Origin of the sequence: Enterobacter sp. 03-F-07-AD-ECC, assembly GCF_047530935.1 — a bacterium.
Classification (GTDB): domain Bacteria; phylum Pseudomonadota; class Gammaproteobacteria; order Enterobacterales; family Enterobacteriaceae; genus Enterobacter; species Enterobacter cloacae.
In genome coordinates, this window is record NZ_JBLKBZ010000004.1 from 104326 (window position 1) to 118184 (window position 13859).

Genomic DNA, 13859 nt, shown 5'->3' on the forward strand with positions numbered 1-13859 from the left:
GCAATCCTTTTATCAGTGACGTCCAAAAACTGGGCGCTTACGGTCAAATGTCCAGCCAGGGATCAGGTACTGCATCGGCCCGGCGTCATTACGCGCGCCGCCCGGCAGTTTTTTATACGCTTCATGCGCCTTGTGGACCTGATCCCAGTCAAGCTCCACGCCCAATCCCGGCGCATCCGGTACTGCGATGGTGCCGTTTTTAATTTCCAGCGGATTTTTCGTCAGACGGGCCTCACCCTCCTGCCAAATCCAGTGTGTGTCGATAGCGGTTGGGTGACCCGGTGCCGCTGCGCCAACGTGGGTAAACATCGCCAGCGAAATATCGAAATGGTTATTGGAGTGACAACCCCAGGTGAGCCCCCAGTCATCACACAGCTGCGCCACACGCACGGCGCCTGAAAGCGTCCAGAAGTGCGGGTCTGCCAGCGGAATATCGACCGCATTCAGCATGACCGCATGGCCCATTTCACGCCAGTTGGTGGCGATCATGTTCGTAGCGACCGGTAGCCCGGTGGCACGTCGGAATTCCGCCATCACCTCGCGACCCGAGAAGCCTTGTTCAGCCCCAACCGGATCTTCCGCGTAGGTCAGGACATCCCCCAGTCCTTTGCACAGGGCGATAGCCTCATCCAGCAGCCAGGCACCGTTAGGGTCAACGGTAATGCGGGCATCCGGAAAACGTTTCTTGAGCGCACGCGCGGTTTCAATCTCCTGCTCGCCGGGTAATACCCCGCCTTTGAGTTTGAAGTCTTTAAAACCGTAGCGGTCCTGTGCCGCCTCGGCCAGCCGAACCACCGCGTCACTGGAGAGCGCCTCCTGGTGACGCAGGTGATACCACTCATGGTGGCCCGGCGAGTGCGCCAGATAAGGCAGATCGGTTTTTTGCCGATCGCCAACATAAAACAGATAGCCGAGTACCGTCACCGCGTCACGCTGTTTGCCCGGCCCCAGCAGTTCACAGACCGGAACGTTCAGCGCCTTACCGAGCAAATCGAGCAGGGCGGCCTCCAGCGCGGCGACAGCATTGACGCGCAGCTCAAACGTCCAGGCGCCTTTGCCGAAGGTGTCAAAGTCCGCCGACTGGTTGCCTTTGTGAACATGCTGGACCACTTTATTCAGACGGGCGACCTCCTGGCCGACCACCTGCGGAATGGCGTCTGACAGCGTCTGGAAAATTACCTCACCGCCCGGCGCTTCCCCAACGCCGGTGTTCCCTGCGCTGTCGGTCAGCACCACGATATTGCGGGTAAACCAGGCGTTATGCGCGCCGCCAATATTAAGCAGCATGCTGTCCTGGCCGGCCACCGGGATGACCTTCATGTCGGTAATAACCGGGCTCGATTGTGTTGTCATCAGCCACGCTCCGCTACAGGTTTGAGTTCAATGCGTTTGATATCACCCACCAGCACCAGATAGCTCAGGACCGCCACCAGGGCGTGCACACCCACATAAATCAGCGCACCGTTGAATGAGCCCGTGGTCCCGACGATGTAGCCAATGGCAATCGGGGTGACAATCCCGGAGATGTTGCCGAACATGTTAAACAGACCGCCGCTCAGGCCGCTGATCTCTTTTGGCGCGGTATCCGCCATCACTGCCCAGCCCAGCGCACCAATCCCTTTCCCGAAGAAAGCCATCGCCATAAAGCCGATGATCATCCACTCCGCGCTGACGTAGTTACAGAACACCATGGTCATTGAAAGCAACATGCCGAGCACAATTGGCGTTTTACGGGCGATGTTCAGCGAACCGGTACGACGCATCAGCCAGTCGGAAATCACCCCACCCAGTACGCCCCCCACAAAGCCGCAGATAGCCGGTACGGAGGCGACAAAGCCTGCTTTCAGAATCGACATACCGCGTGCCTGCACCAGATAGACCGGGAACCAGGTGATAAAGAAGTAGGTTAAGGCGTTAATGCAGTACTGCCCCAGGTAGATGCCAATCATCATGCGCGAACCGACAAGCTGCTTGATCTGCGCCCATTTCTGGCTCAACGGAACTTTTGCTTTTTGGCTTTTCTGATCCATGTTGATCAGCGCTCCGCCTTCCGCAATGTACTCCAGCTCTTTCTTGTTCACGCCCGGATGTTGGTTCGGCTCGTGGATCACTTTCAGCCAGATAAAGCTGATGACAATCCCCAATCCGCCCATGAAGAAGAAGACGTGTGACCAGCCCACTTCATGCGTCAGCCAGCCCATGATTGGCGCAAAGATCACCGTCGCGAAATACTGTGCAGAGTTAAAAATCGCCACCGCCGTTCCCCTCTCTTGCGCCGGGAACCAGGCGGCCACGATGCGGCTATTACCCGGGAAGGATGGCGCTTCTGCTAACCCCACCAGGAAGCGGAGAGTAAAGAGCGCGACGATAATACCGAAGCCGCTGAAGATATCGACGAAGCCCTGCAACAGGGTAAACATCGACCAGATAAAGATGGACCAGAAGTAGACGCGCTTGGATCCAAAACGATCGAGCAGCCAGCCACCCGGGATCTGACCAATAACATAGGCCCATGAAAATGCGGAGAAAACATACCCCATGCCAACCGGATCAAGCCCAATGTCTTTTGCCATTTCAGAGCCGGCAATCGACAGCGTGGCGCGGTCACCATAGTTAAAGGACGTGACGATAAACAGCATCACCACTATCCAGTAGCGAGCGTTAGTGCGCTTCTCCGCACTGCTCGCCGCGTGGCTTAATGTACTCATTGTTGCACTCCTGAAACATAGCTTTCGCCTGGTTCACTCTGTACAGCACCGGTAGGGTAATCAGAATGAGATTTGTGTTTGTCGTTTTGGTACGGCCTGAAGCCGTTTTATTGTGACCGGGAAAGTATATGAAGGAGTGACACGTTCTCTCACCGTGCAAAAACACAACATTAAGGGGCATGAGAAAGGTTGTTTGTGGCAAAAGCCTAAAAGAATGGAAGATGGTTCACGGAATTGGCGTTTGGTGCGGAAGTTATCGCCGGGTGGCGGCAACGCCTGACCCGGCCAGGAAAACCCACATGCCCGCGCAAGCGAAGCGCCGCCGGGCAGGATGTTATTTAAGCAGTGTGGCCCAGTTCTCAACCCACGGGTTTGATTCGCTTTCGGGTTCCGGGTGTTCTCCGGCGTCAATCAGCAGCATGTCGCCCACGCGCTGGGCGCTCTGTTCCTGCAGGAGTGCGTCGAACTGCTTGCCGCCGCCGCAGAAATTGGCGTAAGAGCTGTCGCCCAGGGCGATGATGCCGTAGTGAACGTCCGGCTGGTAGCCAATATCTTTAATGCCCTGGAAAAGCGGCACGATGCTGTCCGGCAGATCGCCCTGCCCGGTGGTGGAGGTGACCACCAGAATGTATTTATCTTTATACTTTTCCCAGTCTGCCAGTTCCGGGTCTTCATAAACCGTGGCTTTATGACCCTGGCTTGTGAGTATCGCTTCCGCCTCTTCCGCAACCAGCAGCGAGTTGCCGTACATTGTGCCGACAAAAATGCCTACTTCAGCCATGATATGTTCCCTAAATTATTGCGCTTGCCGTTCATCCTGAACGTTGCCCGGTACAAACTCAACCCTTTCATTTTTGGGGAGTTGCCCCAGCCAGCCAAACTGTGACAGCGCCTGCATCCAGACATCATCCAGCCCCGCATGGATCGTCAGAGGTTTGCCGGTAAACGGATGCGTCAGGCTCAGTTCGCTTGCGTGCAGCATCAGACGATCGCAACCAAAATGTTCAGCCGCACTGCGGTTCTGGCGCAGATCGCCATGCTTGCTGTCACCGATAATCGGATGTCGCAAATGCTTCAGGTGTCGGCGGAGCTGGTGTTTACGCCCGGTTTTGGGCAAAAGCTCAACCAGGCTGTAGCGAGTGGTGGGAAATTTGCTGGTTGCCACCGGCATTTCAGTCGTCGCCATACCGCGATACTCGGTTACCGCAGGTTGCGGACCTTTGTCATCACGGGCAAATTTATCGGCGATTTTGTCCAGCTCTTCCACCAGAGGATAGTCAAGCGTGGCGGCTTCTGTCAGCCAGCCACGCACGATCGCGTGGTAGCGTTTCTGGATCTGATGCTGCTCAAACTGCTGCGCCAGCAGACGACCCGCTTCGCTGGACAGTCCCATTAGCAATACACCGGAGGTGGGTCTGTCCAGGCGATGGGCGGTAAACACATGCTGACCAATCTGGTCGCGCACGGTCTGCATCACTACCACCTTCTCGTCACGATCCAGCCAGCTGCGGTGCACCAGCCATCCCGACGGTTTGTTCACTGCCACCAGCCACTCATCCTGATAGAGGATCTCAAGCGTCATGCGTCATCACCGGCAAACAACGCATCCAGCTTTTCCAGCTCAGCCAGCATGACAACACGCGCCGGGTGGGTGGCCTCCAGCGCCATTTCATAGTAAGGCGAGACCGCAAACGCCTGCGGCAGCGGATGCCCCCCCTCCAGCAGCGCATGCATACGGGGAATTAACACCCACTGGAGCCACTCAAACGGTGCCAGCGTATCCAGGCAGAACGGCTGGGTACTTGCGAACGCCTCTGGCTGCGGCGCGGTCTCCTGCCACAGCTGATGTTGGCGCATAAGAGCTTCGATGGCGTGCAACCGGGCACGAACGCTATCGTGTTGCGTCATAGTAACCTCAACTGAAAAAATGAACGGCGCGCAGCATAGCATTGCAGGCAGCAGAAATAAAAAAAGGGAGCACTGTAAAAACAGTGCTCCCGGTTCGTTTCGCAGCATTCCAGCTACAATTTATGCTCCCTGCTCTTCCGTGACAACTTTTCCTGAAGCCCGAAGGCCTGTTCATCCGTAAACTGTTTGCATCCTGCACACATCGTCCTGATGTGTCTGTTTCATCCTGAAACGTCCTGGCCATCCTGACCCACCGATCATCCTGAGCGGCTCTCGTTCTCCTTCCTGGAGGTGTCCCTTACGCGTCCTGCGTGATCCTTTGCTTCATCCTGAAGCCTTCCTGCAGCGCCATCCTGACGTGTCCTGTGTGAGAAGCGCCATCATCCTGATGTTCGTTTCTCGTGTCGGCGTCCTGTCGACAGAGATAGAATCCGCTATTCCGCTTCGTCTTACAACCTACCCTGTAAGCGTTGTCAGCCTCTGAAAAGCGGGTTTGCTGCGTCAGAATTTTATTAATTCCTTGATAATTATCATAATATTTTTCTTAATTACGTAAGGTAATACTGATCGTTGCGGCGATCTCTCACAAACCGTGTAAGAGATCTCTCACACGCGCTGTAGCATGATGGATTACAGAAGCGGCTCAAGTCGGGTAAGGAAATCCGCAAGTGAGGGGGCGAGGGTCTCGCGATTGCGGGTGCCGATTGTCTCTTTGATCACTTCACCAGACAGGTTGCAGACGGAAATAACATCCAGTTCACTGTCCAGCGTGGCAATAAAGAGTGTCGGAGAAAGCTTAAGGCGTTTTTGCGTGACCAGATGACCAATCAGGTTTTCCTGAACACGCTGCAGATCGTCTTCGCTCCAGGTCTGCAACAGCGTCAGCGTTACCTCACCAAAGCGGGCAGGCATATCCCCTGCAAACTGCGTGGTGTAGAACGCGTGAACCGCTGGTTGTACCACAATGTCCATTGCCCGTTCAACCGCATTTACATTCTCCTCGACAGACCAGGGCTGCGGCTGCCAGATAACGTAGTCGTCCACCGAAGAGATAATGCAGGGCGAAGGCACACCATAGAGATCAGCACTTTGCGGCCAGGTGCCCCGGGTGTCATGCCATGCGTCGCAGTAACGGGTCGTGAAGGTCTTAAGGGCATTTGCAGTTTCGATATCCACCGATTTCTCTCTTCTGGTAAGACAGGATAAACTCAGACCTAAGTGTACCTGTAAAGTGACTATGAAACATGTCTTACGAAAATCATCAGGCGTTAAGTGGCTTAACGCTGGGTAAATCGACCGATTACCGCGACACCTACGATGCCAGCCTGCTGCAGGGCGTTCCGCGCAGCCTTAACCGCGATCCTTTAGGGCTGCGTGCAGACGCGCTGCCGTTTGTCGGCGGTGATATCTGGACGCTGTATGAGCTCTCCTGGCTGAATGCTCGCGGTCTGCCGCAGGTGGCGGTAGGCCAGGTTGAGCTGGATCATGCCAGCCTTAACCTGGTGGAATCCAAAAGCTTCAAGCTGTATCTCAACAGTTTTAATCAGACCAAATTCACCAGCCTGGAAGAGGTTCAGCACACGCTGGAGCGTGATTTACGCGCCTGTGCCCAGGGCAACGTGACCGTTGCGCTGTATCGCCTGAATGAACTGGAAGGGCAACCTGTCGCCCATTTTAACGGCACCTGCATTGACGATCAGGATATCGAGGTGGATAACTACGAGTTCAGCGCCGGGTACCTGGAAAATGCGGCAAGCGGGAAGATCGTGGAAGAGACGCTGGTCAGCCATCTGCTGAAGTCCAACTGCCTGATCACCCACCAGCCGGACTGGGGTTCTGTGCAAATCCAGTATCGCGGCCCCAAAATTGACCGGGAAAAGCTGCTGCGCTATCTGGTGTCGTTCCGCCATCACAATGAATTCCACGAGCAGTGCGTGGAGCGCATCTTCAGCGATATTCAGCGCTTCTGCCAGCCAGAAACGCTGAGCGTGTACGCGCGCTACACCCGTCGTGGCGGGCTGGACATTAACCCGTGGCGCACCAATACCGATTTTGTACCTGCAACGGGCCGACTCGTGCGTCAGTAATATAAATATTTTCACAATATGCGCGGGTAATGCAGCGCTTTAGGTTGTGAAACGTCACGCGGCAGGGCTATTGTAATCAGCAGGGAATGACGATAATCGTCCCATAAGGAGCTCACTTGATTACACATATTAGCCCGCTTGGCTCAATGGATATGTTGTCGCAGCTGGAAGTGGACATGCTTAAACGCACGGCCAGCAGCGATCTTTATCAACTGTTTCGTAACTGTTCACTTGCCGTACTGAACTCCGGAAGCCTGACAGACAACAGTAAAGAACTGTTATCCCGCTTCGAAAGCTTTGATATCAACGTGCTGCGCCGTGAGCGTGGCGTGAAACTTGAAGTGATCAACCCGCCGGAAGAGGCCTTCGTCGACGGGCGGATTATTCGTTCCCTGCAGGCCAACCTGTTTGCCGTGCTGCGTGACATCCTGTTTGTTAACGGGCAGATCCACAACGCGGGCCGCTTCCAGCATCTTGACCTGGAAAGCTCGGTTCATATCACCAACCTGGTGTTTTCTATTCTGCGTAACGCCCGTGCCCTGCACGTTGGCGAAGCACCGAATATGGTCGTCTGCTGGGGCGGTCACTCCATTAACGAAACCGAATACCTGTACGCCCGTCGGGTGGGTACCCAGCTCGGTCTGCGTGAGCTGAATATCTGCACCGGCTGTGGCCCAGGCGCGATGGAAGCGCCAATGAAAGGTGCCGCCGTGGGTCATGCCCAGCAGCGTTATAAAGAGGGGCGCTTTATCGGCATGACCGAGCCGTCGATCATCGCCGCTGAGCCACCTAACCCGCTGGTCAACGAGCTGATTATCATGCCGGATATCGAAAAGCGCCTGGAAGCGTTTGTCCGTATCGCTCACGGCATCATCATCTTCCCCGGCGGCGTGGGTACGGCAGAGGAGCTGCTCTATCTGCTGGGGATCCTGATGAACCCGGCCAACAAAGATCAGGTTCTGCCGCTGATCCTGACCGGGCCGAAAGAGAGTGCCGACTACTTCCGCGTGCTGGACGAGTTTATCGTGCATACGCTGGGTGAAGCCGCGCGTCGTCACTATCGCATTATCATTGACGATGCGGCAGAAGTGGCGCGTCAGATGAAAAAAGCGATGCCGCTGGTGAAAGAGAACCGTCGTGATACCGGTGATGCCTACAGCTTTAACTGGTCAATCCGTATTGCGCCGGATCTGCAGATCCCGTTCGAGCCTTCGCATGAGAATATGGCGAACCTGAAACTCTATCCTGACCAGCCGGTAGAAGTGCTGGCCGCCGACCTGCGACGCGCCTTCTCGGGCATTGTGGCGGGTAACGTGAAAGAGGTGGGGATCCGCGCCATTGAGCAGTTTGGCCCGTATAAGATCCACGGTGACCCGGAGATGATGCGCCGCATGGACGACATGCTGCAGGGCTTTGTCGCCCAACACCGTATGAAGCTGCCGGGCTCGGCGTATATTCCTTGCTACGAAATCTGCACATAAGGCGTTAATCGTTCTTCTGAGGGCCGGGGCGCGTTCTGTCGTTACCCGGCCTTTTTTTCGCATCAATTCATAGTTATCGCTTATAGAATTTATAAACTGCACGCCAACGCAAACGATTACCTGGATTTTAAAACCATAAATTATCAGCTTTAAAGCAAATTACTCATCAGAAAATCCTAAAACCCACCATCTTTACAGCGCAAGACACCTATCTTCGGGGCCGCTCTTTCCGGACATATGTTGTTAATGATAGCCTTCGCGCCCGTAAATTCTCTTTGATGTTTTTTTAACAGAGAAATGGTCTAAATATACCCACATCATGAGTGGATTATTGCATTTGGGATCGCGATCACTGATACATTCATAAGTAGAATGTATCTTTCCGCCCGCCAATAGTTACGGGTGAAAATTATTAAAAAACCGTCACTGAACGAATTTCATATTACCGTCAGGCATTTTTTCATCGGATTTGACTACAAACCTGACAATTTGCTTCCTCCAGGAGATACAGATGGAAACCACTCAAACCAGCACCGTTGCTTCGATTGAATCCCGAAGTGGTTGGCGCAAAACGGATACCATGTGGATGCTTGGCCTTTACGGCACAGCAATCGGCGCTGGTGTACTGTTCCTTCCTATCAACGCAGGCGTCGGCGGTCTGATCCCGCTGATCATTATGGCCATCATCGCGTTCCCGATGACCTTCTTCGCACACCGCGGTCTGACCCGCTTCGTGCTGTCCGGTAAAAACCCGGGCGAAGACATCACTGAAGTGGTTGAAGAGCATTTCGGCGTTGGTGCAGGGAAACTGATTACCCTGCTCTACTTCTTCGCCATTTACCCGATTCTGCTGGTTTACAGCGTGGCGATCACCAACACCGTTGAAAGCTTCATGACGCACCAGCTGCAGATGACGCCGCCACCGCGTGCCATTCTGTCCCTGATCCTGATCGTCGGTATGATGACCATTGTGCGCTTCGGCGAGCAGATGATCGTTAAAGCGATGAGCGTTCTGGTGTTCCCGTTTGTTGCCGCACTGATGGTGCTGGCCTGCTACCTGATCCCACAGTGGAACGGTGCGGCGCTGGAAACCCTCTCCCTGAGCAGCGCATCTGCAACCGGTAACGGCCTGATGATGACCCTGTGGCTGGCGATTCCGGTAATGGTCTTCTCCTTCAACCATTCCCCGATCATCTCTTCCTTCGCTGTGGCGAAGCGTGAAGAGTACGGCGCAGGCGCAGAGAAGAAGTGCTCCAGCATCCTGGCACGTGCACACATCATGATGGTGCTGACCGTAATGTTCTTCGTCTTCAGCTGCGTACTGAGCCTCTCCCCGGCGGACCTGGCAGCAGCGAAAGAGCAGAACATCTCCATTCTGTCTTACCTGGCGAACCACTTTAACGCACCGATTATTGCGTGGATGGCACCGATCATCGCCATTATCGCCATCACCAAATCCTTCCTCGGCCACTACCTGGGCGCACGTGAAGGTTTTAACGGTATGGTGATCAAATCTCTGCGCGGTAAAGGCAAGAGCATTGAAATCAGCAAGCTGAACAAAATCACTGCACTGTTCATGCTGCTTACCACCTGGGCCGTTGCTACGCTGAACCCAAGCATCCTGGGCATGATTGAAACCCTGGGCGGTCCGGTTATCGCGATGATTCTGTTCCTGATGCCGATGTACGCAATTCAGAAAGTCCCTGCTATGCGTAAGTACAGCGGTCATGTGAGCAACATCTTTGTGGTTATCATGGGGCTTATCGCTATCTCTGCGATCTTCTACTCCCTGTACACCATGTTCTGATTATCACCCGCGCCGTCCCCGGACGGCGCACTCCTTCCTCTCTGACTGAAAGCAATGGACGCATCATGATTAGCGTATTCGATATCTTCAAAATCGGTATTGGTCCTTCCAGCTCTCACACTGTCGGACCAATGAAAGCCGGTAAGCAGTTCACGGATGACTTGATTGCACGCGGCATCTTGCACGACATCACCCGCGTGGTTGTCGATGTGTACGGCTCGCTTTCCCTGACCGGAAAAGGCCACCATACCGATATCGCCATTATCATGGGCCTGGCGGGAAACCTGCCGGATACCGTTGATATTGATGCGATCCCTGGCTTTATCCAGGACGTAAACACCCACGGTCGCCTGCTGCTGGCAAACGGCGAACACGAAGTGGAATTCCCGGTTGACCATTGCATGAATTTCCATGCGGACAACCTGTCGCTGCACGAAAACGGCATGCGCATTACCGCGCTGGCCGGCGACACTGCGGTTTACAGCCAGACCTATTACTCTATCGGCGGCGGGTTTATCGTCGACGAAGACCACTTTGGTCAAACCAGCACCTCATCTGTTGACGTGCCGTATCCGTACAAAACTGCGGCCGATCTCCAGCGTCACTGTCAGGAGACGGGGCTTTCCCTCTCCGGTCTGATGATGAAAAACGAGCTGGCCCTGCACAGCAAAGCGGAGCTGGAACAGCACTTTGCTAACGTCTGGGAGGTGATGCGCGGCGGGATTGAACGCGGGATCACCACCGAAGGCGTTCTGCCCGGTAAGCTTCGCGTACCGCGTCGTGCGGCCGCGCTGCGCCGTATGCTGGTGAGCACCGATAAAACGACCACCGACCCAATGGCCGTCGTAGACTGGATCAACATGTTCGCCCTGGCGGTGAACGAAGAGAACGCCGCAGGGGGGCGCGTGGTCACGGCGCCAACCAACGGCGCCTGCGGTATCGTTCCGGCCGTACTGGCGTACTACGACAAGTTTATCCGTGAAGTGAATGCCAACTCGCTGGCGCGCTACCTGCTGGTCGCCAGTGCGATTGGTTCTCTGTATAAGATGAACGCCTCCATTTCCGGCGCGGAAGTGGGCTGTCAGGGTGAAGTGGGCGTGGCCTGTTCCATGGCCGCTGCGGGTCTGGCAGAGCTGTTAGGCGCAAGCCCGGCGCAGGTCTGCATTGCCGCCGAAATCGGCATGGAGCATAACCTGGGGCTGACCTGTGACCCGGTTGCCGGACAGGTTCAGGTGCCGTGTATCGAACGTAACGCGATCGCCTCCGTGAAGGCAGTGAACGCCGCACGAATGGCGCTGCGCCGCACCAGCGAGCCACGCGTCTGCCTCGATAAGGTTATCGAAACCATGTACGAAACCGGTAAAGATATGAACGCCAAATACCGTGAAACCTCTCGCGGTGGTCTGGCAATGAAGATCGTGACCTGCGATTAAGCCTCTCAGGAAGCCTCGTTTTGCGAGGCTTCTTCCTGTTTTCCCCGCCGCGCATAGTTTCATACCGCTGACAGTGTTACCCTTCCTTCATGAGACAGAAGGGAGATTATCTGTGGCTGTTCATTTGCTTATCGTCGACGCGCTCAACCTGATTCGCCGGATCCATGCAGTGCAAGGCACGCCCTGTAAGGACACCTGTCTGCACGCGCTGGAGCAACTTATTCGCCACAGCGAACCGACGCATGTCGTGGCCGTATTTGATGACGAGGCGCGTAATTCCGGCTGGCGACATCAGCGTTTGCCGGACTATAAAGCCGGACGCGCCCCCATGCCGGACGATTTGCATTCAGAAATGCCGATGATTCGCTCGGCATTCGAAAAGCGCGGCGTGCCCTGCTGGGGCGCCCAGGGCAATGAAGCGGACGATCTCGCGGCGACGCTTGCGGTCAAAGTGGCCAGCGCCGGGCATCAGGCAACCATTGTGTCGACGGATAAAGGCTACTGCCAGCTGCTCTCACCCACTATCCGCATTCGTGATTACTTCCAGAAACGCTGGCTCGACGCCCCGTTTATTGCCAGTGAATTTGGCGTCTCACCTGAGCAACTTCCTGACTACTGGGGGCTGGCGGGGATCAGCAGCTCTAAAGTGCCGGGCGTTGCCGGTATTGGGCCAAAAAGCGCCGCACAGTTGCTGACGGATTTTCAGAACCTGGAAGGGATCTACGCCCGGCTCGATGAAGTTCCGGAAAAATGGCGTAAGAAGCTGGAGGCCCATAAAGAAATGGCCTTTATCTGCCGGGATGTGGCGACGTTACAGACGGATTTACAGCTGGACGGGAATTTGCAGCAGTTGAGGTTAGAGCGTTAAAAGTCCCCTCTCCCCGTTGGGGAGAGGGTTAGGGTGAGGGGCCTATCGCTCGTCGCGACGCCCGCCCACGGCCGCCCACCAGCGACGAATATGCACCGTCACCTCTTCGCGATCGTGATACAGCTGACGCGCCTGGATCTCCACATTAATGCCGTGTTCATCCAGTTGCTGCTGAATATAGGCCAGGTTCTGAGAGACCTCCTCATAGCGCTTTTTCATTGGCAGCTTGAGGTTAAAAATCGTCTCACGGCACCAGCCGTTCACCAGCCAGGAGGCCATCAACGCCGCCACTTTCGCTGGTTTTTCCACCATATCGCACACCATCCAGGAGATGTTATTGCGGGTTGGACGATAGCGGAAACCGTCTTCACGCAGCCACGTGACCTGCCCGGTGTCCATCAGGCTTTGCGCCATCGGGCCGTTATCAACAGACGACACCCACATGTTGCGTTTCACCAGCTGATAGGTCCAGCCACCTGGGCACGCGCCGAGATCGACCGCGTACATGCCGTTGGCCAGACGCTCATCCCACTCATCCGCCGGAATAAAGACGTGAAACGCCTCCTCCAGCTTCAGGGTTGAACGGCTCGGCGCATCAGCCGGGAACTTCAGGCGTGGGATCCCCATAAAGAACGGAGAGTTGTTGTTGGTATAAGAGTAACCGGCGTAGCAGCAGCCCGGGGCAATAAAGAAGATATGCACGACTGGACGTTTTGGCGTTTCGTAGTTTGTCAGCACGCCGGCATCACGCAGCGCCGCGCGCAGCGGTACGGTGAACTTACGGCAGAACTTCATCAGCTCTTTGCTTTCGTTGGTGTCGGCCACTTCAACGCGCAAATCGCCCCCCTTCTCGACCACGCCCTGCAGCATGCCCACAATCGGGGTGATGCGATCTTCTGGCGGGAGATCTTTCAGCAGCTCACCCGCGACAAACATCTGGCGCGCAAAGATCAGTGAACTGAACGGCAGCTCGCGTGCCAGCTTATCCGCATCGTCAGGCTGGTAGCATTCGAACACCACATAGCCCGCATTATCCTTAACGCGCGCAAAACCGAAGACTTCTCGCTTCGCCGCTTTATCCGTAATTTCCGCGGCGCACTCTTTCTCAAACCCCGGGCGACAATATAAAACAACCTTATTCATGAACAACGCCCTTGCGTTTCAGACGGATAGCTCCGATAAACATTAATACCCACCCTGCCAGGAAGCTGACGCCGCCGACAGGTGTAACAAACGCCCACAGGCGCAAATGCGAGAGCGCAAGGCAGTAAAGGCTGCCGCTGAACAGCACCGTACCCAGCGCCAGGAAAACGCTGCTCCAGTAAAACCAGATGCTGATGCGGCGCTGCATCGCTACCGCCAGCCCAAAAATAGCCAGCGTATGGAACGCCTGGTATTCAAGGCCGGTCTGGATCCAGCCCATCTCCACCACACCCAAAGACTTGCTTAAGACATGTGCGCCAAACGCGCCCAGTGCAACAAAAATAAAGCCACTCACCGCGGCAAAAATCAGCATGAATCGGCTGGTCATGTTTCAGTCCTAAAGTAATGCGTGCCCGGCACACAA

13 protein-coding genes are annotated in these 13859 nt (G+C 55.3%); 5 read left to right on the forward strand and 8 right to left on the reverse strand.

The window, feature by feature from the left end; all coding sequences use genetic code 11:
• Window positions 1–12: 12 nt before the first annotated feature.
• The 6 genes from ACMWKA_RS07780 to syd all read right to left on the reverse strand — a co-directional run bounded on the left by ACMWKA_RS07780 (window position 13) and on the right by syd (window position 5792).
• Window positions 13–1353 (reverse strand): glucarate dehydratase family protein, encoded by a 1341-nt coding sequence (locus tag ACMWKA_RS07780; RefSeq protein ID WP_222168934.1) that lies wholly within the window; start codon window positions 1351–1353, stop codon window positions 13–15.
• Window positions 1353–2708 carry a galactarate/glucarate/glycerate transporter GudP gene (gene gudP / locus ACMWKA_RS07785; RefSeq protein WP_013098524.1) on the reverse strand — a complete coding sequence of 452 codons (1356 nt, stop codon included), beginning with the start codon at window positions 2706–2708 and terminating at the stop codon, window positions 1353–1355. Before gudP ends, ACMWKA_RS07780 begins: the two co-directional genes overlap by 1 nt.
• A gap of 334 nt (window positions 2709–3042) precedes the next feature.
• Complete coding sequence (locus ACMWKA_RS07790) at window positions 3043–3489, reverse strand: flavodoxin (RefSeq protein ID WP_013098525.1); 447 nt, start codon at window positions 3487–3489, stop codon at window positions 3043–3045.
• A gap of 15 nt (window positions 3490–3504) precedes the next feature.
• The gene (gene truC, locus ACMWKA_RS07795) at window positions 3505–4290 is read right to left on the reverse strand and encodes a tRNA pseudouridine(65) synthase TruC (RefSeq protein WP_013098526.1); all 786 of its coding nucleotides are present in this window, start codon (window positions 4288–4290) and stop codon (window positions 3505–3507) included.
• Window positions 4287–4616 carry a YqcC family protein gene (locus tag ACMWKA_RS07800; protein WP_335261807.1) on the reverse strand — a complete coding sequence of 110 codons (330 nt, stop codon included), beginning with the start codon at window positions 4614–4616 and terminating at the stop codon, window positions 4287–4289. Before ACMWKA_RS07800 ends, truC begins: the two co-directional genes overlap by 4 nt.
• 630 nt (window positions 4617–5246) lie before the next feature.
• Window positions 5247–5792 (reverse strand): SecY-interacting protein, encoded by a 546-nt coding sequence (gene syd / locus ACMWKA_RS07805; RefSeq protein WP_013098528.1) that lies wholly within the window; start codon window positions 5790–5792, stop codon window positions 5247–5249.
• A 68-nt stretch (window positions 5793–5860) separates the two neighbouring features.
• Between syd and queF the strand changes: the two genes are divergently transcribed.
• From queF to xni, 5 genes are all read left to right on the forward strand, one after another.
• The gene (queF, locus tag ACMWKA_RS07810; protein ID WP_013098529.1) at window positions 5861–6703 is read left to right on the forward strand and encodes an NADPH-dependent 7-cyano-7-deazaguanine reductase QueF; all 843 of its coding nucleotides are present in this window, start codon (window positions 5861–5863) and stop codon (window positions 6701–6703) included.
• Window positions 6704–6819: 116 nt separating this feature from the next.
• On the forward strand, window positions 6820–8184 hold the full coding sequence (gene ppnN, locus ACMWKA_RS07815) for a nucleotide 5'-monophosphate nucleosidase PpnN (protein ID WP_013098530.1): 1365 nt from the start codon (window positions 6820–6822) through the stop codon (window positions 8182–8184).
• A gap of 511 nt (window positions 8185–8695) precedes the next feature.
• Window positions 8696–9991, forward strand: coding sequence for an HAAAP family serine/threonine permease (locus ACMWKA_RS07820; protein WP_013098531.1), 1296 nt, complete (start codon window positions 8696–8698; stop codon window positions 9989–9991).
• Window positions 9992–10056: 65 nt separating this feature from the next.
• Window positions 10057–11424: an L-serine ammonia-lyase gene (locus ACMWKA_RS07825; RefSeq protein ID WP_020689323.1), complete on the forward strand. Its 1368-nt coding sequence runs from the start codon at window positions 10057–10059 to the stop codon at window positions 11422–11424.
• A gap of 112 nt (window positions 11425–11536) precedes the next feature.
• Complete coding sequence (xni, locus tag ACMWKA_RS07830; protein ID WP_044157526.1) at window positions 11537–12292, forward strand: flap endonuclease Xni; 756 nt, start codon at window positions 11537–11539, stop codon at window positions 12290–12292.
• Between the two features lie 42 nt (window positions 12293–12334).
• Here xni and rlmM read toward each other — a convergent pair whose 3' ends face one another.
• Both rlmM and ACMWKA_RS07840 read right to left on the reverse strand, forming a co-directional pair.
• A complete protein-coding gene (rlmM, locus tag ACMWKA_RS07835) occupies window positions 12335–13435 on the reverse strand; it encodes a 23S rRNA (cytidine(2498)-2'-O)-methyltransferase RlmM (protein ID WP_013098534.1) in 1101 nt (366 codons plus the stop codon).
• Window positions 13428–13823: a DUF423 domain-containing protein gene (locus ACMWKA_RS07840; RefSeq protein ID WP_003862756.1), complete on the reverse strand. Its 396-nt coding sequence runs from the start codon at window positions 13821–13823 to the stop codon at window positions 13428–13430. The genes rlmM and ACMWKA_RS07840 overlap by 8 nt, the downstream gene beginning before the upstream one ends.
• Window positions 13824–13859 lie beyond the last annotated feature (36 nt).

What these genes read in the sequence shown, in the direction of transcription:
- queF (WP_013098529.1), top strand. Translation starts at nt 5,861, where the DNA reads ATGTCTTACGAAAATCATCAGGCGTTAAGTGGCTTAACGCTGGGTAAA.
- ACMWKA_RS07800 (WP_335261807.1), bottom strand. Translation starts at nt 4,616, where the DNA reads ATGACGCAACACGATAGCGTTCGTGCCCGGTTGCACGCCATCGAAGCT.
- rlmM (WP_013098534.1), bottom strand. Translation starts at nt 13,435, where the DNA reads ATGAATAAGGTTGTTTTATATTGTCGCCCGGGGTTTGAGAAAGAGTGC.
- gudP (WP_013098524.1), bottom strand. Translation starts at nt 2,708, where the DNA reads ATGAGTACATTAAGCCACGCGGCGAGCAGTGCGGAGAAGCGCACTAAC.
- ACMWKA_RS07790 (WP_013098525.1), bottom strand. Translation starts at nt 3,489, where the DNA reads ATGGCTGAAGTAGGCATTTTTGTCGGCACAATGTACGGCAACTCGCTG.
- ACMWKA_RS07840 (WP_003862756.1), bottom strand. Translation starts at nt 13,823, where the DNA reads ATGACCAGCCGATTCATGCTGATTTTTGCCGCGGTGAGTGGCTTTATT.
- ACMWKA_RS07820 (WP_013098531.1), top strand. Translation starts at nt 8,696, where the DNA reads ATGGAAACCACTCAAACCAGCACCGTTGCTTCGATTGAATCCCGAAGT.
- ACMWKA_RS07825 (WP_020689323.1), top strand. Translation starts at nt 10,057, where the DNA reads ATGATTAGCGTATTCGATATCTTCAAAATCGGTATTGGTCCTTCCAGC.
- truC (WP_013098526.1), bottom strand. Translation starts at nt 4,290, where the DNA reads ATGACGCTTGAGATCCTCTATCAGGATGAGTGGCTGGTGGCAGTGAAC.
- ACMWKA_RS07780 (WP_222168934.1), bottom strand. Translation starts at nt 1,353, where the DNA reads ATGACAACACAATCGAGCCCGGTTATTACCGACATGAAGGTCATCCCG.